Origin of the sequence: Streptomyces sp. NPDC056161 (genome assembly GCF_042268025.1) — a bacterium.
Taxonomy (GTDB): Bacteria; Actinomycetota; Actinomycetes; order Streptomycetales; family Streptomycetaceae; genus Streptomyces.
The window spans coordinates 83,929-104,273 of record NZ_JBHJUV010000017.1; the positions used below are offsets into that span (position 1 = coordinate 83,929).

The 20,345-nt window shown below is 70.4% G+C and carries 19 protein-coding genes and 3 pseudogenes; 8 read left to right on the forward strand and 14 right to left on the reverse strand.

What is annotated here, in order from left to right:
- Nucleotides 1-62: 62 nt before the first annotated feature.
- Entirely contained in the window at nt 63-383 is a 321-nt protein-coding gene (locus ACFC09_RS17930) for an NIPSNAP family protein (protein ID WP_376528977.1), read from the reverse strand.
- A gap of 30 nt (nt 384-413) precedes the next feature.
- Entirely contained in the window at nt 414-1,379 is a 966-nt protein-coding gene (locus tag ACFC09_RS17935; protein ID WP_376529196.1) for an NADP-dependent oxidoreductase, read from the reverse strand.
- Nucleotides 1,380-1,507: 128 nt separating this feature from the next.
- On the opposite strand from ACFC09_RS17935, the gene ACFC09_RS17940 reads away from it, so the two are divergent.
- Nucleotides 1,508-2,488 carry a GlxA family transcriptional regulator gene (locus tag ACFC09_RS17940; RefSeq protein ID WP_376528980.1) on the forward strand — a complete coding sequence of 327 codons (981 nt, stop codon included), beginning with the start codon at nt 1,508-1,510 and terminating at the stop codon, nt 2,486-2,488.
- A gap of 744 nt (nt 2,489-3,232) precedes the next feature.
- On the opposite strand, the gene ACFC09_RS17945 is transcribed toward ACFC09_RS17940, so the two are convergent.
- The 4 genes from ACFC09_RS17945 to ACFC09_RS17960 all read right to left on the reverse strand — a co-directional run bounded on the left by ACFC09_RS17945 (nt 3,233) and on the right by ACFC09_RS17960 (nt 7,235).
- Nucleotides 3,233-4,063 carry a G1 family glutamic endopeptidase gene (locus ACFC09_RS17945; RefSeq protein ID WP_376528983.1) on the reverse strand — a complete coding sequence of 277 codons (831 nt, stop codon included), beginning with the start codon at nt 4,061-4,063 and terminating at the stop codon, nt 3,233-3,235.
- 1,625 nt (nt 4,064-5,688) lie between these two features.
- The gene (locus ACFC09_RS17950; protein WP_376528986.1) at nt 5,689-6,126 is read right to left on the reverse strand and encodes a hypothetical protein; all 438 of its coding nucleotides are present in this window, start codon (nt 6,124-6,126) and stop codon (nt 5,689-5,691) included.
- Between the two features lie 194 nt (nt 6,127-6,320).
- Nucleotides 6,321-6,635, reverse strand: a complete 315-nt coding sequence (locus ACFC09_RS17955; protein WP_376528988.1) for a hypothetical protein — start codon at nt 6,633-6,635, stop codon at nt 6,321-6,323.
- 423 nt (nt 6,636-7,058) lie between these two features.
- Complete coding sequence (locus ACFC09_RS17960) at nt 7,059-7,235, reverse strand: hypothetical protein (RefSeq protein WP_376529204.1); 177 nt, start codon at nt 7,233-7,235, stop codon at nt 7,059-7,061.
- 42 nt (nt 7,236-7,277) lie between these two features.
- On the opposite strand from ACFC09_RS17960, the gene ACFC09_RS17965 reads away from it, so the two are divergent.
- A complete protein-coding gene (locus tag ACFC09_RS17965) occupies nt 7,278-7,505 on the forward strand; it encodes a winged helix-turn-helix transcriptional regulator (protein WP_376529199.1) in 228 nt (75 codons plus the stop codon).
- Nucleotides 7,506-7,680: 175 nt separating this feature from the next.
- Here the strand turns inward: ACFC09_RS17965 and ACFC09_RS17970 are convergent, their stop codons facing one another.
- Nucleotides 7,681-8,895, reverse strand: a complete 1,215-nt coding sequence (locus ACFC09_RS17970) for a YbfB/YjiJ family MFS transporter (protein WP_376528991.1) — start codon at nt 8,893-8,895, stop codon at nt 7,681-7,683.
- A gap of 124 nt (nt 8,896-9,019) precedes the next feature.
- Here ACFC09_RS17970 and ACFC09_RS17975 point away from each other — a divergent pair, with 124 nt between their 5' ends.
- On the forward strand, nt 9,020-9,937 hold the full coding sequence (locus ACFC09_RS17975; RefSeq protein WP_376528994.1) for a LysR family transcriptional regulator: 918 nt from the start codon (nt 9,020-9,022) through the stop codon (nt 9,935-9,937).
- A gap of 254 nt (nt 9,938-10,191) precedes the next feature.
- Here the strand turns inward: ACFC09_RS17975 and ACFC09_RS17980 are convergent, their stop codons facing one another.
- On the reverse strand, nt 10,192-11,436 hold the full coding sequence (locus tag ACFC09_RS17980; RefSeq protein ID WP_376528997.1) for an MFS transporter: 1,245 nt from the start codon (nt 11,434-11,436) through the stop codon (nt 10,192-10,194).
- A gap of 69 nt (nt 11,437-11,505) precedes the next feature.
- Here ACFC09_RS17980 and ACFC09_RS17985 point away from each other — a divergent pair, with 69 nt between their 5' ends.
- Complete coding sequence (locus ACFC09_RS17985) at nt 11,506-12,267, forward strand: DeoR/GlpR family DNA-binding transcription regulator (protein WP_376528999.1); 762 nt, start codon at nt 11,506-11,508, stop codon at nt 12,265-12,267.
- A gap of 55 nt (nt 12,268-12,322) precedes the next feature.
- Here the strand turns inward: ACFC09_RS17985 and ACFC09_RS17990 are convergent, their stop codons facing one another.
- Nucleotides 12,323-12,826, reverse strand: a complete 504-nt coding sequence (locus ACFC09_RS17990) for a MarR family winged helix-turn-helix transcriptional regulator (protein WP_376529001.1) — start codon at nt 12,824-12,826, stop codon at nt 12,323-12,325.
- A gap of 93 nt (nt 12,827-12,919) precedes the next feature.
- Between ACFC09_RS17990 and ACFC09_RS17995 the strand changes: the two genes are divergently transcribed.
- Nucleotides 12,920-14,893 carry a carboxypeptidase regulatory-like domain-containing protein gene (locus ACFC09_RS17995; protein ID WP_376529004.1) on the forward strand — a complete coding sequence of 658 codons (1,974 nt, stop codon included), beginning with the start codon at nt 12,920-12,922 and terminating at the stop codon, nt 14,891-14,893.
- 270 nt (nt 14,894-15,163) lie between these two features.
- On the opposite strand, the pseudogene ACFC09_RS18000 reads toward ACFC09_RS17995, so the two are convergent.
- A pseudogene (locus ACFC09_RS18000) lies at nt 15,164-15,475 on the reverse strand (TetR/AcrR family transcriptional regulator); the annotation flags it as partial.
- On the opposite strand from ACFC09_RS18000, the gene ACFC09_RS18005 reads away from it, so the two are divergent.
- The 3 genes from ACFC09_RS18005 (at nt 15,450) to ACFC09_RS18015 (ending at nt 18,581) form a co-directional block, all read left to right on the forward strand.
- Nucleotides 15,450-16,493, forward strand: a complete 1,044-nt coding sequence (locus ACFC09_RS18005; RefSeq protein WP_376529006.1) for an NAD(P)-dependent alcohol dehydrogenase — start codon at nt 15,450-15,452, stop codon at nt 16,491-16,493. The pseudogene ACFC09_RS18000 and the gene ACFC09_RS18005 sit on opposite strands and share 26 nt — an antisense overlap.
- A 123-nt stretch (nt 16,494-16,616) precedes the next feature.
- Nucleotides 16,617-17,804, forward strand: coding sequence for a hypothetical protein (locus ACFC09_RS18010; RefSeq protein ID WP_376529008.1), 1,188 nt, complete (start codon nt 16,617-16,619; stop codon nt 17,802-17,804).
- A 237-nt stretch (nt 17,805-18,041) separates the two neighbouring features.
- A complete protein-coding gene (locus ACFC09_RS18015) occupies nt 18,042-18,581 on the forward strand; it encodes a GNAT family N-acetyltransferase (protein ID WP_376529011.1) in 540 nt (179 codons plus the stop codon).
- On the opposite strand, the gene ACFC09_RS18020 is transcribed toward ACFC09_RS18015, so the two are convergent.
- The 4 genes and pseudogenes from ACFC09_RS18020 to ACFC09_RS18035 all read right to left on the reverse strand — a co-directional run bounded on the left by ACFC09_RS18020 (nt 18,482) and on the right by ACFC09_RS18035 (nt 20,311).
- The gene (locus ACFC09_RS18020; protein WP_376529014.1) at nt 18,482-18,778 is read right to left on the reverse strand and encodes a DUF4240 domain-containing protein; all 297 of its coding nucleotides are present in this window, start codon (nt 18,776-18,778) and stop codon (nt 18,482-18,484) included. The genes ACFC09_RS18015 and ACFC09_RS18020 overlap by 100 nt on opposite strands.
- A 131-nt stretch (nt 18,779-18,909) precedes the next feature.
- Nucleotides 18,910-19,050, reverse strand: a pseudogene (locus ACFC09_RS18025) (IS30 family transposase); the annotation flags it as partial.
- A gap of 11 nt (nt 19,051-19,061) precedes the next feature.
- Nucleotides 19,062-19,421: pseudogene (locus tag ACFC09_RS18030) on the reverse strand (transposase); the annotation flags it as partial.
- 122 nt (nt 19,422-19,543) lie between these two features.
- Entirely contained in the window at nt 19,544-20,311 is a 768-nt protein-coding gene (locus tag ACFC09_RS18035; RefSeq protein ID WP_376529016.1) for a class I SAM-dependent methyltransferase, read from the reverse strand.
- Nucleotides 20,312-20,345: the final 34 nt, after the last annotated feature.

The window sequence follows — 20,345 nt, forward strand, 5'->3', positions numbered from 1 at the left end:
TTCGCTGTTGTGCTGCGCTGTGCGGTGCGGTGCGGTGGCGGATGAAGCGGCCGCAAGCCAGGTCATCGCAGGGGTGAGGCCGGGGTGGGGACCACGCGGGTGACGACGGACTTCTCGGGGATCAGCAGGTCGTAGACGACCGGGCCGATCTCGTTCTTCCAGCGGTCGTGCTCGTACACGGCCGTGTACAGGGCCTCGCTCTGGGCTTCGTCCTCGAACCGGCGGATCCACACGTAGCCGTCCTCGTCCTGGGCGTCGACGAAGGAGGCGGTCACGTCCATGCCCAGCGAGGCATGGAACGGGATGACCACGTCCTCCATATAGCGCACCCACTCCTCGCGGCGTCCGGGCTGCGCCTGGTAGCGGCGGATCTCGTAGTACACGGTGCTGCTCCTGACTGTTTGCAGGGAAGGTCAGTCGGTCACGGTGAGGACGACCTTGCCGCGGGTGCGGCCGGCCTCGACGCGGGCGTGGGCCGCGCCGGCCTGCTCCAGCAGGAAGGTCTCCTCCACCTCGACGGCGACCTCGCCCTCCTCGATCAGGTCTGCGATCGTGGCCAGCGCGGGACCGTCCGGCTCGACCAGGTACGCAGTGACGCGCACGCCGGCCGCCTCGGCAGCCTGGGCCAGTTCCGGGGAGACACCGGCCGGGATGGCGACCAGCAGGCCACCGGGGCGCAGGACCTTCAGCGAGCGGGTGCTGGTCTGGTCGTGGGCGTCGCCCACCAGGTCGATGACGACGTCGACGTCCTTGACGACGTCCTCGAAGCGGGTGGTGGTGTAGTCGATGGTCTCGTCGGCGCCGAGTTCCTTGAGCCAGGGGTGGCGTGCTTCGCTGGCGGTGGCGATCACGTGGGCGCCCAGGTGCCGGGCGAACTGGACTGCGAAGTGGCCCACTCCGCCGGCGGCGGCCGTGATCAGGACGCGCTGGCCGGCCTGGACGTGGGCGGTGTCGACCACGGTCTGCCAGGCGGTCAGCGCCGCCAGCGGCACGGCGGCCGCGTGCGCGTGGTCGAGGGTGGCCGGCTTGCGGGCCCACTGGCGGGCCGGTGCGGTCACGTACTCGGCGTAGCCGCCGGCGGCACGCGGGAACCACGGCATGCCGTACACCTCGTCGCCGGGCGCGAGGGTGGTGACGCCGAAGCCGACCTCCTCGACGACACCGGACACGTCCCAGCCCAGGATCAGCGGGAACGTCTGCAGCCCCGCCATGCCCTGACCTTCGCGGGTCTTCCAGTCCACCGGGTTGACGCCGGCGGCGTGCACCCGCACCAGCACCTCGGTCGGCAGCGGCTCGGGGCGCGCGACCTCCTCGACGGTCAACACCTCCGCTCCGCCGAACTCCGTGACGGTGACTGCCCGCATCGTGTGCTCACTCATGTTGTCCTCGCTCATGTCCGTCTCACGCTTTCTTTCGCCGGGACCGCGGTCCCGGCACAAGAAACAGTGGCGTGTGCTCGCGGAGGCGGGTGAGTGGCCGGGAGGACATCTGTCGTACCATTCTGGCCATGACGCATCGTGTTGTCGTTCTCGCCCTCAACGGAGTCCAGCCGCTGGACCTGGGCATCCCGGCCCGGGTGTTCAACGAGGCCTGTGAACCAGATGGGACCCGTCTGTACTCCGTCGTCACCTGCTCCCTCGGCGGCCGGCCGGTGCGCACGCACGAGGACTACCGGATCGTCGTCGACCACGACGAGTCGGTGCTGGAGACCGCGGACACCGTCGTTCTGGCCACGCAGGAGCCCAGCGAGCAGCTGCTCGCGACCGGCGCGCTCCCCGAGGAACTCGCCGCGGCGCTGGACCGGATAGGGCCGCAAACCCGCATCGTCAGCCTGTGCACCTCGGCCTTCCTGCTCGCGGCGGCCGGTCTGCTGGACGGCCAGCGGGCCACCACCCACTGGGCGCTGTGTGACGCGCTGGCGCGGCTGTTCCCCGACGTCGAGGTCGATCCGGACGTATTGTTCGTCGACAACGGACGCATCCTGACGTCCGCCGGCGGAGCGGCCGGCATCGATCTGTGCCTGCACCTGGTCCGTCTGGACCACGGGGCGGCGGTGGCCTCGGCCGCCGCGCGGCGCTGCGTCGTGGCGCCGTGGCGCGAGGGCGGGCAGGCCCAGTTCATCGAGCACCCGGTTCCGCAGGACACCGACCGTTCCACTTCGGCGACCCGGCAGTGGGCGCTGGACCGGCTGGCCGAGCCGATCACACTGGAGGACATGGCCCGGCACGCGCACATGAGCGTGCGCACCTTCACCCGGCGGTTCCGCAGCGAGGTGGGCAGCAGCCCCCTGAAGTGGCTGGCGCAGCAGCGGCTGGCGCACGCGCGCCTGCTGCTGGAATCCACCGACCTGACCGTCGCACGGATCGCCACCGTCTGCGGCTTCGGCGACCCCGTCGCCCTGCGCAAGCACTTCCACACGTACCTGGGCCTGTCACCCCTGGCCTACCGTCGCGCCCACAACGCACCGGAGCCGATGACGGCACGGTGACCACCCAGCCGGGTCAGGACTGACCATGCCCTTGTGCCGTCACGATGGCGAACGCCCCGGCGACCGGCTCGGATGGAGCCAGGCCGCCGGGGCGGGGTGGCGGACAGGCGGTACATGACCACAGAACCGCGGTAAGGCGTTCAAACGAAGAAGAGACGCTCGAAGCTCGTCGCTGCCGGCCGGCCGGGTGTACAGGGTGCGGCAGTCTTGGATGACTTTCTCCAGGTGGGCGTAATCTGCAGGGCCCGGTTGGTGGTGTCGGTCTTGCTGTCGCCGGTGAGCTTGACGGCCTGGTCCAACGCCGCGGCCGCGGTTCAGCACCCGCTCCGCGATCGCCAGTTCATCCCGCTCGGCCCGGACCTCCTGGAGTTGCTTGGCCAACTCATCGGCGAGAGCGTCCAGTTCGCTCCGGCGGGCGGTGATCCACTGCCGCTCCTGCATCCCCCGCGCCCTCCCGCCTTCTCACGGCGTGTCGACCTGCCGACGGATCGTAGGCGGGGGCCGGTCGTGGGCGCAGCCGAACCCTGCATCCCGCCGGAGCCAGACCTGCCAGATGATCTACGCCATGGTCATCGGCCGCCGACCGGCACGAGTACCCAATTCACCATTCACACCAGACCCGTGACCTGCGGACTTCACGATGCACACCGCTCAATGAGGCTGGGGGCTCGCCACGGGCTTGATCCACAGGTCTTGACTATTGCTCGCCGGTGATCGAGGCGTGGGAGAGCGGACTGGGCAAGGTCAGTGCTGGGGGGCGTACGGGTTGCCCGGCAGCGGATACGGGTTGCCCGGCCGAGGGTACGCGTTCCCCGGCTGCGGATAGGGGTTACCTGGCTGCGGATACGGGTTACCCGGCTGAGGGTACGCATTCCCCGGCTGCGGATAGGGGTTACCTGGCTGCGGATACGGGTTGCCCGGCTGAGGGTTGCCCGGCTGTGGGTTACCGGGCTGCGGGTTACCGGGCTGCGGGTTGCCCGTCTGGGGGTTACCCGGCTGCATGGTGAACGAGCCGTTGTGCAGCGGCCCCGGGGTGTAGCCGCCACTGGTCAGCGCCTGCGGCGCCAAGGCGTCCATGGACTTTCCATCCACCGCGACTTGGGTGAAACGCACGCTGTCGATGTTCGGATATGCCTGGTTGGGCGACTCGATGATCGCCTCCGCGCTGACGCTATTTGCTTGAACCGTCTTTTTGACGCTCTCGGTCCAGCCCTTGGTGTTGTCGGTCAGGGCCAGCGTGTAGCCACCCGCACCATCGGAGGTGACCGAAGCGGTCATGCTGTCCCCCTCGGAGACCGGATCCTGCCAGTACACCGGTGGGGACGGAAACATCTCGTACCAAGCGGTTCTCACCGGGGAACCGCTGGAGCAGTCGGTCTGCACCCCAGCCTGCTCCACCGTGCGTGAGCCCCAGCCGTCCAGCCCGACCCAGGGGGCGAACTTGTCGTTGTTGGAACGACAGACGACATGCGGCTCGGTCCACGAGCCGGTGATTTTGGTGAAGCTGCCCTGGGCCACGTAGCCGCCCCAGTTCGAGTCGCCTGACTGGTACTGGGCCCTGGAGTCGAACCGCACAGTCGGCATCCCGGTGGCTGCGGAGGCCACCGGGGAAAGAGCTGTCGCGGCGAGAACCAGCCCTGCTGCCGCGAATGCGGCCGGGGTGCGCCCTGTAGTACCTGCGCTGCCTATTCGCATAACGATGACCGGTCTCCCTGCGAGATGTGGAACTGAAGTCGGTTGAAAGGGGACCGTCCGTGCGGACGGTCTACGGGGACTGGTGGTGGCAGTGCCGTCCGGAAGACGTCGTGCTGCCGACCTACGTGACACGAACACGCCGCAGGGGCGGCGAGTTGCCGACGAGCGAGCCATGTGGCTCGTCGCGCGGCCGTACGGTTCATCCACAGGACCGGTGACGCTGCCGGCATTCGACGGGCGGTGTCGCGCGGCGTCGTAGGCTCCGGCCCGGCGACGACTTGCTGGGATATTTCATCCCGCTGATAGCGATGACAAGTGCTTTGTGATGGTCGTCACCAGGTCGCTCGTCACATTGTTACGGGAGAGCAAGTGGGTGTTTTGAGAGAGTTAGAACCGTTTCCAGGCATTGTGACCGCCCGAAAGAACCGTCATTTCGGACATCACGAGGATGGAAAGTCCGGACTCCTGACACCCAGGGAGCTGCTTGCCGCCACACCGGCGATACCCGCAGGTCAGCCACACCCCCATGGGTACCAATTGCAGTAAACGCAGATGAAAACGTGCAAAATACGCTCTCGACTGAGCGGCGTCGCCGCAGCACAGCACACCAGAGGCGACGGCGGTGCGGGTGAGGGCGATTTCCTTGAAATCGGCCCTGTTCGCAGTTCCGTGAAGCTCACGGCTGGGCGAGGATCCGGACCCGGAGGAGTTCGAACGAGATTTGGCCGCACATAACCTACTTGCGCATTTTCACCCGGTTTACCTGGCCTTCGACCGTCCCAGAACTCCAAGGCAGGGAGTCAGGTCGGCGGTGTCGGCGTCGAGGTCCTGGCGGAGGAAGCCGACGAAGCCCTGCATGCGCTTCGGTGCGTCCTGCTCGGGCTGCCGGATCCATTCCAGCAGCAGGTGTCCGCGCCGGAGACTGCCGGGAGGCGGGTCGTTCGGGTGCGGGCACGGTGTCCTCGGTCCTCCGGCCTGCCGGCCGGGTCGGCGGTCATCCGGCCCGTACGCGGATCCACGCATGGGCCAAGGCCGCCGTGAGAGAACACCCTTCGGCTGGCCGCTGACGTACTGACGTCAGCGGCGACGGCACTGCGCCGGCGCCGGTTGCGGGTACAGAGCCGCCCGCAACCGGACCGCGCCGGTGAGCTTCTTCAGTCGCTCCAGTCGCTCCGATGAGAGCGGCGGGGTCGGATCAACCATGCCGCGCCTCCGCTCCTGGGTGGGTCTCCTCCGCGCCGTCGCCGTTCCCGGTCGTCTCCGGGACGCGCGCGCCGACCGTGTCGGTCCCGGCGGCCGGCCTGGTGATCAGGTTTCCCGTCCCGCTGGACCGGCTCGGTCCGTTCAGCGGTCGCGGGCCGCTCCCCCGCCCCGGCCGGGTTGCAGCGTAGGCCCCGGCCGATCGGCGTCGAGCATCAGGTGCAGCTCGACGCCCTGAGTAGATCGGGCTGCTCGCCACCGCCCGTACCGATGGTCCGGCCCCGCTCCGGACCATCGGTCAGTGCTCAGGCCGAGCCGTCGTAGTAGAACGCCGTGTCGTTGCAGTTGAAGTCCGCACCGCTTGCGGTGTTGCGCAGACAAACCGTCAGTGTGTAGTTGCCGTGGAACGGCTGGGGCAGGAAGCCGCTGGTCGCGCCGTCTGCTGCGCCGCCGACACAGGAACCGCTTCCGCCCGCGGCGTGTCGCGTCACGCTCCAGGAAGTGCCGTCTTTGGACAAGCGGCCGACGGCGCGGTAACCGTCCGCCGTCCCCCTGTCGCAGACCCTGAGCCAGAAGTACTCACCGGTCAGGTATGCGTTCGAGGTGCCGTACCCGCCTTTCGCCGACCGCTCCGAGTAGACGGTGTGGTCCGTGTACGCACTCGCCGGCGCTGCGGCGAGCAGTGTCAGGGCCAGCCCGGTCGCGGCACCGCCGGCGGACACTGCCAAACGTGCGGTTCGCATGATCACTCCTGATTCATGAGAGAGACGGTCGGACACCGTCTGACTGATCGTCACGCCCCGGTGGAGGCGAGTTCGGGTCTCCCTGTGCCCGAAGCCGGCCCAGCAGGTACGCCAAGGCGGCAAACCGAAGGCACGCCGGTCGCGGGTTGCGAGGGCGGAGGGGAGACGCAGCCGCCCTGCCCCGTCAGCCTCCATCAGGTCACGGTGCACACCGGCGGGGGAACATCGGCCGTGGTGAGGTCGCTGACCACGATCCGGTGGTCCTCGGTGGGCGTATGCAGTCGGCAGCTACGGAAGTTCACGCCCCGGCCGAGGATGTAGTCGAACTTGGCCGCCTCGGTGGGGAACCCTGGCCCGGTCTTCGCAAGGGTTTTGGTGCACCGGACGTCCTTGACCGATCCGCAGAACTGGTCGACGTCCTTGATCCTGGCCCGCCAGATCGGGCCCAGTCGGCGTTCGCAGGGCCGGCGTACGCGGGCGTCATGAGCCCCGCCGCCACCGCCATCCACCCGATCAGCCGCACCATCGTGGCGCGCCAGGCTGTGCGTGCTGTGGTGCTCGACCTACTCACGGTTCCCCCTCATCCTTGTGGACTCGCCAAAGAGCGGTGCGGTCACGAGGATGCCGACGGCGGCAAGAGGCGTCATTGACTTTCCTCGCACAGTGCTTGTCGATTCCTGCACTGAGCCGTGCTGGGCGTAGTGGCGGTGGTCCCCGGGTGCCATGCCGTAGGCAGTGCGGAAGGCCCGGCCGCAGTGTGCGGGTTCGTTGAAGCCCCGCCGGGCCGCGATGACATGGAGGGGCCGCAGGCGATGGCTCGGGAAGACCTGGCTGCCGTTGATCTTGATCGGGCAGCCGTTCCGTTGTCCTCGCGGTCATGGGCCCACGAGACGGTTGCGGGAAGCGCGCGCGTGGCCAGGAGAATTCCGCGATCAGCCGGCGTGGTCTGCGGCGGCCGGCTCTCGGGGCAGCGCGTCAGCGATTGCGTCGGCCAGGGACGTGGTCGGACGTCCGAGCAGACGGTGCAGGTCACCGGAGGTCGCCAGCAACTCGTCGCGGCTCATGCCCAGGTCGGCGTCGGCGAGAACCTCCGCCAACTCGGCAGGCACGGGGCGTGCCGGTTCACCCAGTTGCGGCAGCGGCCGGCCGGGGTGAGCGAGAAGATGCGCACCCAGACACTGCGCATCCTGGAACGCGACGGACTGGTCCGGCGGACCGTGTACCCGGAGATACCGGCCCGCGTGGAATACGGCCTTTCTCCGCTCGGCCAGACACTGCGCGAACCCCTTCGAGCACTCACGGAACGGTCGGTGCAGCACACGGACGAAGTCCTCGCCGCCCGTGAGGAGTACGAACTCCGCGCCAAGAAGCAGTCGTAGGCGCGCTCCGCCGCCTGGATGGACGATCCGGTCTTCCGCGGCAGGCATCGCCGGGAGATTCCTCCTTGCCACCAGTGGAAGAACGGATCGGTCCCGGCACACCGGGCTCGCCCGCGGCGAGATCTACCGCTGGTTCACCGATCCCGCCGAGCGACGCGGCCACGCCCGCCGGGATTCAGACGGTCCGGGCGTGGGGGGTGAGGTGGTGGGGGAACCTGATGCAGCAGGCGGCCGCGGCGCAGGCTGCCGCCAGCACCAGGGCGGCGCCGAGCAGGAGCGCGGAGTGGTATCCGTGCCGCAGCAGCGGTGCGGCCAGCAGGGGGCCGAGGATCTGGCCGAGGCTGTAGCCGGTGGTGAGCAGGGCGATGGCACGCGGGATACGCAGATGGGTACCGATGGCGAGAGCCATCGTGCTCACGCCCATGAAGGTGGCGCCGAACAGGACGGCGGCGGCGAGCGCGGGGCCACTGCCGGCGTACAGGGCGGGCAGAGCAATGCCGACGGCCTGGAGAGACAGGGCGATCATGAGGAGGACCGGGCGGGACATGCGTCGGGCCAGGCGCATCCACAGCGCGCAGGACGGCAGCGCGGCCAGGCCGACGACGATCCAGGCACCGCTGCCGATCCAGCCGGGCGCACCCTGCTGGAGGGCGGCGACCAGGAAGGTCCCGGCGATGATGTAGCCGATGCCCTCCAGCAGGTAGCTGGCGAGCAGGGCCGCGAACCAGCGCTGGGTGCGCGGCCGTTCGGCCGTCGCCGCGGCGGCGGGGGCCACGGCGGTCGCGTCTCGTGACGCCAGGTTCCAGGCGGCGGCGGTCAACAGCGCGGTGAGCCCGGCGCAGGCCGACCAGGCCGCCTGCCAGGAGCCGACCTGCTGCACCGCCACCACCGCCAGCCCGGACAGCGCGATTCCGCCGCCGACCCCGCCGAAGGCCCAGCCGGTCATGTGCTCGGCGTGCGCGGCGAGACCCGCCAGCATGGCACTCGTCGCGATCATGAATACGGCTGCGCTGGCCGCGCCCGCCACCAGCCGCAGTGCCCACCAGGCGGCGCCGTCGTGGGTGAGGGGCATCAGGGCGAGGCTCACCGCCAGGACCAGCAGCCCGGCACGCAGCCCGGCCGCCGAGCGGAGCAGCGCGGGGACGGCGATCCCGAGGAGGGCGCCGACCAGGTAGCCGACGTAGTTGGCGGTGGCCAGCGCGGCCCCCAGGCTGTCCGACATACCGGCCTGGGTGTGCATCAGCGGCATGATCGGCGTGTACGCGAACCGCCCCACCCCCATCGCGGCGGCCAGGGCCGCGGCGCCCCGCAGCACGGTCGGCCACGGCGAGGCGGCCTGCGGTCGGGACCCGCAGCGGGACCAGTCGGTTGATGCGGACAGGTCAGGCATGCTCACCAGCTTTCGTGACTTCCCGTGCGGGACGGCTTCACCCAAGACGTTAGAGCGCCCGCGCCCTGCCCGGAAATGCCGGTTACGCTGCATCCATGCGCCATCGGTATGGAACGGGGCGAGGATGACGGCGCCCGGTCCGGCCGGAGTCTCCGGGATCGAGCTACGGCATCTGCGAGCCTTCGCCGCCGTTGCCCGGCACCGCTCCTTCACCCGGGCCGCCGAGGAACTGCTGATCACCCAGCCGGCCCTCAGCCGCACCGTCGCCCAGTTGGAGAAGGCTCTCGGCGTGCGCCTGGTGGACCGCTCCTCCCGCAACGTCCACCTCACCGACACCGGCCGGGAGTTCCTCCTCCATGCCGAGCGCACCCTGGCTGCCTTCGACGCGGCCGTCGCCGCCGCGCGCCGCGAATCCGCCCTGCGCCTCGGCTTCAGCTGGCTGCTGCCGGACCCCTGGGCCCAGCGCACCATCGCCCGCTTCGAACGCGACACCGGCACCCGGGTCGAACTGGTGCGCTGCGACGACCCCTGTGCCGCTCTCGACCGCCAGAGCATCGACATCGCCCTGCTGCGCGGCACCCGGCCGGTCGAGCCGCGTGTGCGGATCGTGCACCTGTACGACGAGACCCGCGTCGCCGTCCGGGCCCGCGACGACCTGCCGTCCGGCACCGGCGCCTCGGCCGACCGCCTGGACTGGAGGGACGCCCGCGACTGGACGCTGGTCGTCAACACCGCCAGCGGCACCACCGGCCCCTGGTCCTGGCCGCACGGGGGCGGCCCCCGGCAGTTCGTGGAGACCGCGAACTTCGACGAGTGGCTGGAGTCGGTCGCCGCCGGGCGCGGCATCGGCATCGTCCCGACGGCCGCCGAACGACGCATCCACCACCCCTCGCTGCGCTTCCTCCCCCTGACCGGGGCCCCGCCGATCCCGGTCCGCCTCGCCTGGGACCCCACCGCGGGCACCCCGTCCGGCCTGATCCGCCGCTTCCTCGCTGCGGCCCGCGAAGCTGCCACGGCCTGCGTGCATACGCCGGATGCATAGCGGAGCGGCCGTTGCCTCCGCTGCGCAGCGGCGACACTCTCTTCGGCCCCTGTGTCGGCGAAATCGTTGCCGCCCCCGGCCGACGTCCCCTGCGCACGGGCGACGCCGCGGCACACATGCGCGGCTGGCGGGAGTACCCACTGGTGCCGGCCGCCACGTGCGCTTCCCTGGACGATGCGTTGCCGGATCCGGCCCTGGTGGCCGGGAGGACAGGGCTTGTGCGGCACGGTGTCAGGGCCGTGCCGCACAAGCGGTCAGTGGAGGCTGCGTGCCATCTCGCCCTGGCGCGTGCGGTCGGGGTCGGATCCGGTGCGCAGGATCCCGGCGGCCACAGCGGTGGTCACACACATCAGGGTCAGCAGGACGAAGGCGCGGTTGAGGGGGACGAAGTGGGTCAGCCAGCCGATGACGGCGGGACCGGCGAGCATGCCGACGTAGCCGAGCCCGGCGACGCGGGAGACGTTGGCGCCGGCGGCCGCGGGGTCGGCGTGCCCGGCCGCGCTGAACAACTGCGGGACACAGCCCGACAGGCCCAGCCCGAAGAGTGCCCAGCCCACGAACGCGGCCCAGGTCCAAGGGCCGAGAGCCACGATCGTGATGCCGACGGCGGCCGTGGCCGCGCCGTGGCGCAGGATCGCCGTGGAACCGAACCGGGCGACGAGGCGGTCGGCGAGCAGTCGGCCGATGGTCATGGCCGCCGCGAAGGTGCCGTAGGCGAAGGCCGCGGTGCCGGCGGGCGCACCGAGGACGTCCCTCAGGTGCAGAGCACTCCAGTCGTTGGCCGCGCCCTCGCACAGCATGACCATCAGTGCCAGGACGGCGAGGAGCCAGACGAGCCGCCTGGTGCTGCGGAGCGTGACCGCCGGTGCTGCCCCGGTCTCCTCCGCGGAGCCGGTGCCGGCGGCGACGGGGGCGACGGAGGCGGCCGGCAACAGGGCGCGTGCCGACGCCAGGGCGATCACGATGCCCACGACTCCCGTGGCGGCCATGCTCGCGGCCGGTTTCAGGCCGACGCTCGCAGCACCCGCTCCGACGAGCGAGGCGAGGACACCGCCGACGGAGAACGTGGCGTGGAAGCCTGACATGACGGGCCGACCGTACGCCTTCTCCACGTGCACGGCGTGGGCATTCATGCTCACGTCCAGGGAGCCGTTGCAGAAGCCGAAGACCAGTAGTGCGCCTGCCAGGGTCCACAGATCTCGGGCAAGACCGGGCAGCACCAGGGTCGCGCCGCACAGCACGCCGCCCGCGGGTACCACGATGCGCGCACCGAGGCGGTCGGTCAGGCGCCCGGCCACCTGCATCCCGGTGAAGGCCCCGAGTCCGAGCAGCACGAGCAGGCCGCCCAGTGTCGCGTGACTGATGCCCACGCGTTCCTCGACGGCCGGGATGTTCACCACCCAGGTGCCCATCAGGGTGCCGCACAGCACGAAGTAGACGTAGGTCGCCAGACGGGCGGCTCGAAGCGAAGGTTTCACGCCACCTACCGTAACGAACATAAATTGCTTTCGAAAGACGCACTAATGAACACCTTGCATGTTCGTTTCCCGATGGTGTTCAATCCCCGCATGAGCAACGCAGACCGGCACGGGCTGATCGCGAAGGCCGTCAGGGACTCCGGCGGCGCCACGGTCCAGGAGCTCGCGGAGCTGACCGGTGCTTCGGAGATGACCATCCGGCGCGACCTCGACGCCCTGGCCGCCCAGGGCGTCCTCGAACGCGTCCGCGGCGGGGCACGCACCCTGCTGCTCAGGGGCGAGGAGCCGCCTTTCGCGCTGCGCGCCCACGAGGCGGTCGAGGCCAAGCGCCGGATCGCCGCCGAGGTCTCCGCGCTCATCGCCGACGGCGAGAGCGTCGTGCTGGACAGCGGCACCACCTGTCTGGAGGTCGCCCGCCTCCTGCGCGAGCGGCCCATCACCGTGATGCCGCTGTCCCTACAGGCCATCCACCTGTTCGGCGAGACACCCGGCCCCGCCACGCTGGTGGTGCCCGGCGGACAGCCACGCGCCGCCGAGGGAGCCCTCACCGGCCCCCTCACCCTCGCCTCCCTGGCGGCCCTGCGTTTCGACACCGCCGTCATCGGCTGCTGCGGACTGAGCGCGGCCGACGGTCTGACCGCCTACGACCTCGACGACGCCGCGGTGAAAAAGGCGAGCATCACCTCCGCCCGCCGCACCATCGCCGCCGCGGACGGCGGCAAGCTCGGCCGCACCGCCTACGCCCACATCGGCCCCTCCACCCTCCTGCACACCCTGGTCACCGACACCACCGCAGCCGCCGACGAGGTGACCGCGCTCGAATCCGCCGGCACCACCGTCAAGACCGCCTGACCGCTGTAGCGATGCGCCCAAGCGCGTCCGGTGCGGCGGCGGGTGACGCGCGCAGTCAGATCCGGCGTTCCCAGGCGGCGAGCAGTTGCCGCAGCGCGTCGGCCAGCGCGGCGTTGTCCGCGTCGTCGAGCGTGGTCAGCAGTTCCGCCTCGACGGCCAGTTGTGCGGGCATGACCAGGTCGATGGTGGCGGTGCCCGCCGCAGTGATCCGCACGAGCGCGCTGCGCCGGTCGTCCGGATTCACGCTGCGCTCCACCAGCCCGCGGGACCGAAGCGAGTGCAGCCGCTTGGTCGTCGCCGCCGGGGAGGCCAATACCGCGGCGGTCAGCGCACTCGGCGTCAGGGGTTCGTCGTACCGCCGCAGTGCCGAGAGGATGTCGAACTCTCCCCGGCTGAGCCCGTACTCGGCGAGGTACTCGTCGCTGGCGAGCACGACGAGCCGGGCGGCGCGCACGATGCGGCCGATGATCGCGATCGGCGAAAGGTCCAGCTCGGGCCGCTTGGCCCGCCAGCGGTCAATGATCTCGTCGACGCTGTCGTGGTCGTGGCGGCCCGGCATCGTCCTCCTCCACACATTCGGTTGACAGTGCATCTTCTTCCCGGCAACACTGGAAGTAATTTACCAGTGAAGTAAAGTCGACGGGAGGCATCCATGATCGAGGGCGCCGCGGCGGTGCTCCCGCATCCACGGCGGTTGATCGCCGTCGGCCCGTACCACCGCGGTGACGGGCTGGTCGCGATCCGGGTGGGGGTCTCGGTCTCCGTACCGCTCGCCGTGCTGTGGGCCACCGGGCACCTCGATCTGTCGCTGTATTCCACGTTCGGTTCGTTCACCGCGCTGTACGGCCGGGTCGAAGTGCAGCGGGTCAAGCTCGGGATACAGGCGCTCGCCGGTGCCACATTCACCGCTTCGGTACTGATCGGACTCGCGGTCGCGCTCTCGGCGGACCGGACCTGGCTCGTCGTGCCGATCCTGGCGCTGTGGTCGGGCGTGATCACGGTGCTCTCCGACGCGGTCCGGCTGCATCCGCCCGGTTCGCTGCTGCAAGCGTTCGCGGTCGGGGCGTGTTCCGTCGTCCCCTCGACGCCCAGGTCACTCGGCACGGCGGCCCTCGTCTGCGCCGGAGCCGCACTGTTCGCCATCGCGGCCACCACCGTGGCCGGGTTGCACAGACCGGAACGGCTGACGCAGAGCCGGGCGATCCCCACACCCGGGCTGCGCCATGTGCTGCGGCAACCCGGGGTGGGTGGGCACCTGGTGCGCTGCACGCTCGCGCCGGCGGCGGCGGGGGCGATCTCGACGGCGTCCGGTATGGGCCACCCGTACTGGGCCGCGGTCACCGCGGTGGTCCCGATGGCCGCGCCGTCCACCCCCGACCGGGTGCTGCGGGCCGGCCACCGCGTCATCGGGACGTTCGTCGGGCTCGCGGTCGCCGGGTTCCTGCTGCAACTCGGCCTCAACAGCGTAGGAGCGATCATCCTGGTCGCCGTGTTCCAGGTGCTGGCCGAGCTGTCCGTCAGCCGCAACTACAGCATGGGCGTGGTGTTCATCACGACCCTCGCGCTCATGATGATCCAACTCGTCAGGCCGTCGCCCGTCCACGTGCTCCTGCGGGACCGGGCCGTCGAGACGGTCGTCGGCATCGCGGTCGCGGTGGTGTTCATGATGGTGACCCACAACGGCTCCGCCCCGCCCCACGCGCCCCCCACGCAGCCCGGCCGCACCGTGCCGGGGACCGTGGCCGACGGCGTAGCGGCAGCAGGCAGCCCGCGCGCCCGGACGGCGGCTCCGCCGTCGGACCTGCCGCGATCCCGGGTGACAGCCACGGCGGCAACCGACGGGGCCGCCCTACGGGCGGGGGCGGAACACCAGCTCAGAGGCACCGTGGCCGACACCGACGGCACACCGGTGGACCGCGCGGCGCTGACGCTGATCGACCCGCACGGCCACCAGGTGGCCGGCACGCTCACCGACAGCTCGGGCCGGTACGGGCTGGCCGCCCCGGCCGCCGGCAGCTACGTCCTGGTCACCTCGTCCGGGACCCACCAGCCGCAGGCCTCCACCGTCACGATCAACGGCCCGTCGGCCCTGGACCTGGTGCTCACCGGCAGCACCCGGCTCCACGGCTCGGTCTCGGTCAGCGGACCCGGTACCCCGGTCGCCGGTGCGGCGGTCACGCTGACCGACGTGCACGGTGAGGTGCTCGCGAGCGCGCTCACCGGGGCGGACGGCGGCTTCGCGCTGCCCGGTCCGAGCGCCGGCAGCTTCACGCTGGTGGTCAGCGCCGAGAACCATCGGCCCACCGCCACCACGGTCACGCTGGCCCGGAACGCCGCCGTACGGCAGGACGTCGAACTGCTCGGGAACGCCCTGCTGACCGGCACGGCGCGGTCCGGGTCGGACGGCCGGCCGGTACGCGAGGCCCGGATCATGGTCGTCGACCCCGACGGCAGGGCCATCGCCACCGCACTCACCGGCGCGGACGGCGGCTACACCGTGGAGGGCCTGCCCCCCGGCGACTACACGATCATCGCCACCGGCTACCCACCCGCCGTCGGTTCGATCCGCGTCACCTCCGCAGGCCGAGCCCTGCACGATGTCGAGTTCGAGCAGCCGCCCGCCTGACCGGGGTGCGGAAGGCCATCTGCCTGACTCGCGCGGGGTGCGGAAGGCCATCTGCCTGACTCGCGCACGGAAAGCCATCTGCCTGCCTCCCGTGCACCGCGGACGGGCGGGCCGCCCAACCGCGTCGACGGTCCGGGCCCCGCGCCGCCCCGGCCCCTGCCGTACGCCGACCACCGTGGCGTCGGCACCCGCACGTCGCGGCCGGGCGACCGGGCCGTACCGCTCGCACCGGAGGGAACGCGCCACCCCTCACGGCGCGGCGAACGCTGCTCATCCAGGGGCGACGGCGCGGCGAACGCAGTCCCGCAACAGGGCGCGCCGCTGATCGTGTACGTCCGGGGGCTCCGCCGCGGTGGCGGCGTAGACGTTGCTCACCGGCGACCAGGCCATGGACATGGCGATGACCATGGCCATCAGGTCGAAGGGGTCGCCCTGCCTGACGCGCCCAGCGGCCTGGGCCTCGGCGATGACACGGAGCTTGTGATCGTCGTAGCGCTGCCCCGCGACGAGATGCCCGGACGGGCGCCGCTCCAGGCGGGCCCAGGTGGCGAGGCGGATGAGATCGGGACGGGCGAGGTACTCGGACCCCACGACGCACACGCTGCGCCGCACCACCCTCCACCGCCGAGACCTGCGCCCGGACGACGTCGCGGTACGCGTGGACTACTGCGGCGTCTGCCACAGCGACCTGCACGCCGTGCACGCCCACAAGAGCGACACGGACGGGATCCTGGTCCCGGGACACGAGTTCACAGGCACGGTGAGCGAGGTCGGCAGCGCGGTCACCGACTTCGTCCCGGGCGACCCCGTGGCCGTCGGCAACATCGTCGACTCGTGCGGGACGTGCCCGATGTGCCAGGCCGGTCAGGAGAACTTCTGCCGCGACTTCCCGACCCTGACCTACGGCGGAAGCGACCGGCAGGACTCAGCGACCACCCTCGGCGGTTACTCCCGTGAACACCTCGTGCGCGAGAAGTTCGCCTATCACCTGCCCGCGGGCCTCGATGCGGCCGCGGCAGCTCCCCTGCTCTGCGCCGGCGTCACCGTCTGGGAACCCCTGCGCGCCCTGGAGGTGGGCCCGGGCAGCACGGTCGCCGTGGCCGGACTGGGCGGCCTGGGGCACCTCGCCGTCAAACTGGCCGTCGCACTCGGCGCCACGACCTCCGTCATCAGCCGCACCCCGGACAAGGCCGGCGAGGCGCACGGCCTCGGCGCAGACCGATTCGTCGTCTCCACCGACGCCGGGCAACTGGAAGCCGTCCGCGACCGGTTCGACGTGGTCATCGACACCATCTCCGCCCCCCACGACCTGACCCCCTACCTGCGCATGGTCGCCCTGGACGGCACCCTCAGCCACCTCGGCCACCTCGGGCCGGTCACCGTGGACACCATCGACCTGCTCATCGGCCGCAAGAACCTCAGCTCCGCCGGCAGCGGCGGCCGCCCGTCCACCGCCGCCCTGTTGCGTTTCTGCGCCGAACACGGCATCACCGCCGACATCGAACTACTGCCGTCGTCTCAGGTGAATACGGCCCTTGACCGCCTGGCACGCAACGACGTCCGCCACCGCTTCGTGCTCGACATGTCCGACCTGGACTGATCAGCCCGAGCTTGAAACAGGTCACCCACCGCTTCATCGTCGGATCCGGCCATCGGTGCCGTCGTGCGCCCGCCGGGCAAGATCTGACGTACAGTCAGTGACAGGCCGAACGGAGGGGGCGGAGTGAACCGGACAACGGATTCTGCGGCGAGGACCGGGCGGGCGCCGGGCAGGCGCAGGCACGCCCTTCTCGGTACGCTCGCCGCGGCGGCAGCACTCACAGGCGCGCTGCTGGTGGCTCCGGAGGCGACGGCGCGGTCGCCCATCACCGAGTACGGTCCGGTTCCTTCGTCGCTCCCCGTCGGCGGGGTGTGCGAGGTCGAGTTCGACCACGACAACAACCTGTGGGTGGAGCAGTACCTCAGCAGCCAGATCGCCCGCTTCGACACCAGGACGGGCAAGTTCACGAACTTCGACACGCCGATGCCGCTGTCCATGCCCGGCGGCATGGACCTCGACGGCGACGGGTACCTGTGGATGCCGCAAGTGACCGGCAACAGCCTGCTGCGCGTCGACACCCGCGACGGCAGCATGACCGAGGTACCGCTGCCCTGGGCCGAGGCGTTCGCCACCTCGCTCCTCGGCATCCCCCTCCACACCGGACTGGGTCTGGCCAACGACATCGCCTGGGGACCGGACAAGGCCCTGTGGTTCACGCTCGGCGGCCTGAACTCCGTCGGACGGTACGACCCGCACACGGGCGAGTTCACCAAGTACAAGGTGCCCGGTGAGATTCTGGGGCAGGTGCACGCGCTGTTCGGCATCATCAAGCCGGGCCCCGGCCGGACCGTCGTGTTCGGCCTGCCCCAGATGAACCAGGTCGCCACGATCGACGTCGACACCAAGAAGTTCACGCGCTACACCATGCCCACGCCCGCGTCCTTCCCCGTGGGCGTCCGGACCGCCTCGGACGGCTCCATCTGGGTCGGCGAGTCACTGGGCATGAAGCTCGCCCGGATCGATCCGCGCACCGGGCACATCAGGGAGTACCCCCTGGCGGCCCCGGCAGCCATCCTGACCAGCGTCCTCAACGGGCTCGGCCAGGGCAGCATCGGCAACCCCCTGCCCTCACCCGGACCGGTCGCCGAGGGCAGCGACGGCAACATCTACGCCTCGGTGAGCTTCCCCGCCGCAGCCGGACTCGGCTACCAGATCGCCAGGCTCGACCCACGCACCGGCGACGTCACGATGTGGCCCACCCCCTCGTCGGCCTCCTACCCCTGCGACATCAACCCGCACCAGCCCGGCGCCATCTGGTTCGGCCTGCTCACACCCAACAAGATCGGCAAACTCGACATCGACGCCACCTGAAGGGGCTCCGCGCGGGTGCACCGGGGCTTGTCTGCGTCAGGCTGGGCCGGCGCGGGCCGACCGCACACACGGATGCGGTGGGTGCGGACGACGGTGTCGAGGAGGGCGACGGAGGTGTAGCCGCCGGCCGCCAACGACCCGGGCCGCGGTCCACGACTGGGGTCGCGGTGGGACGGGGCAGTTCGGCTGAGATGCCCACGTGCCTGTTCAGGACAGGCGGACTGGCATACTCCGGCCATGGATGCCGGGGTGACACAGAGCGGTACGGGATCGGGCAGGGCCGTGCCCGCACGGACCACGTCGGCGCACGGCACGGGCTGGGTGCTGCGTTCCGCGGGGGCAGCGGACATCGAGGTGATCGCGGAGTTGCGAGCCACGGTCATGCGTGCGGACCTGGAACGCCTTGGGCGCTACGACGAGCACCGGGTACGGCAGCGCCTGCGGGACACCTTCTCCCCGCAGCACACGTCGATCATCGTGATCGACCGTGAACTGGCAGGCTGCGTCACGGTCCGGCCCACCGAGGGCAGGCAGTGGCTGGAGCACTTCTACCTTGCTCCGCACCGGCAGGGCCGAGGTCTCGGTTCCGCTGTGTTGCGCACGGTACTGGAGCGAACGGATGCACAGGGCATGACTGTGGGCTTGAACGTCTTGCAGGGCAGTGCTGCCCGTCGGCTCTACGAGCGCCACGGATTCGTCGTGGAAGCCCAGGACCCGATCGACGTCTTCATGACGCGCCCGCCGGGGGCGATCGCGAGCACTCCTGCGAAACCCTGACCCGCAACAGTGCGAGAGGCTGTCTTCCGCGGCCGTGACGTGACCGCGGCCGGACGGGTCTTCACCGCGACGATCTCCTCGGCCGGGTGCGTGGCCAGTTGCGAGGCTGCCCGGCGGGCGACAGCTTCTCCGTCGTTCGGGTTGGACGCCTGGTTGCGGGCTGCCTCGATGAGCTGCCAGAACTGCTCTTTGTTCATGGCGGCAGAGCATGCCACCTGGTACTGACATCATGCCGGTCCCGGGAGGTCGGCCCGCCAGAGCAACCATGTCGCCCCCCGTCAGCGTGTGTGGGGCGGATTCCAGCGATCATCGCAACACGTGGTCAGTGTTAGGCGGCCGTGAGCAGTGTATGCAGGCGCTTGGCTGGGGTTTCCCAGCCGAGCGTCTTGCGTGGGCGGCCGTTGAACTCGGCGACGACGGCGGCCAGGTCCTCGCGGGTGTGGACGGACAGGTCGGTGCCCTTGGGTGCCTCAGTGTTTGTCAAGCCGCCTGGTGCGGTGGCGCAGGCACGGTTTTGGCGGGTCCGGGGAGTGACTTGTCCGAAGAGTCGGCCGTCGGGGTTGGGTCGGCCGCGCTGGATGCTGTAGTCGCCCCCGGTTGTCCTCCTGGGCCCGTCGTTCGGCGGCGTTCGTCGGCGACCATCGTGCGCCAGACGTGATCAGCGAGGCGGCGTTTCAGGCAGCGTTGTGCTTCCCGAGATGTCTTTCCTTCTGCGAGTTCGGCCTGGTAATAGGTGTGGCCCCGGCTCCCGGGCACGCGGATCTGAGTGATGGCCACGGTGTGAAGTGCCGCGTTGAGCCGGCGGTCGCCGCGCCTGGACAGGCGGTGGCGTGCGCGGTCGGCGCTCCTCCGTGCTCAGCAGGCTCAGCCTGGCCCGGAAGGTGCCGTGCTGGACGAGGACGACGACGGGGCCGGGCAGGACCAGGGAGGCCAACCACTCCTTGCGCCACACCGCGCCGGAGTCACCGCCCCGCGATGAGCAGGCGATAGCCATAGTCGACGGAGTCCCGCTCCAGCAGGTCGGCATGGCGGCGGTGCCAGGCCCCCGAAGCCAGGTCCGCGCGCAGCCGCTCGATCGCTGGCTCGACCACTGACGCGGGCATCTGGGCGAAGGTGGAATTCGCCTGTCGGATGACGGGATCAAGGAAGTGCTCCGGTCGCCGCCAGTATGCGCTCTGGAAGCCGTCGGTGAAATCGTGCGGAATGGGGAACGGAAGCACCGTGTGCGCTTCCAGTGCTTCCACCACGGTGGACAGGGGCGTGAAGCGGGCCTGCTCGAACTGGCGGAGCTCCGGAAGGTACTCCTCGATCAGCCACAGCTCGGGCAGATGGTACGGATCGAAGGTGAAGAGGACCTGCCGACGGGAGACGCGCCGCATCTCATCAAGACCACGCTGCAGGTCGGGCCAGTGCTGCACCGTCATCACCGCCATCGCGGCATCGAACATGCCGTCCTCGAAGGGCAGGTCCTCCGCTCCAGCCAGAACCTTCTTCCTGCCCGGATGCTGATCGAGCATCACCTGTGACGGGTCGACCGCGGTGACCTCCATGTCGGCTGGTTCGTAGGAGCCGGCGCCCGCGCCGATGTTGACGACAGTGCGCGCCCCGCCCAGCGACTGGTGAATCAGGGCAGCCAAGCGGGGATCGGCCCGGCGGACGTTCTGGTATCCGATTCCGATGCGGTCGTACGTCGCCGTCAGCGGAGCCGGTCCCGAAGCAGAAGCAGTCATGACTGGATCTCATCAGTCGATCACCAGCAGGACA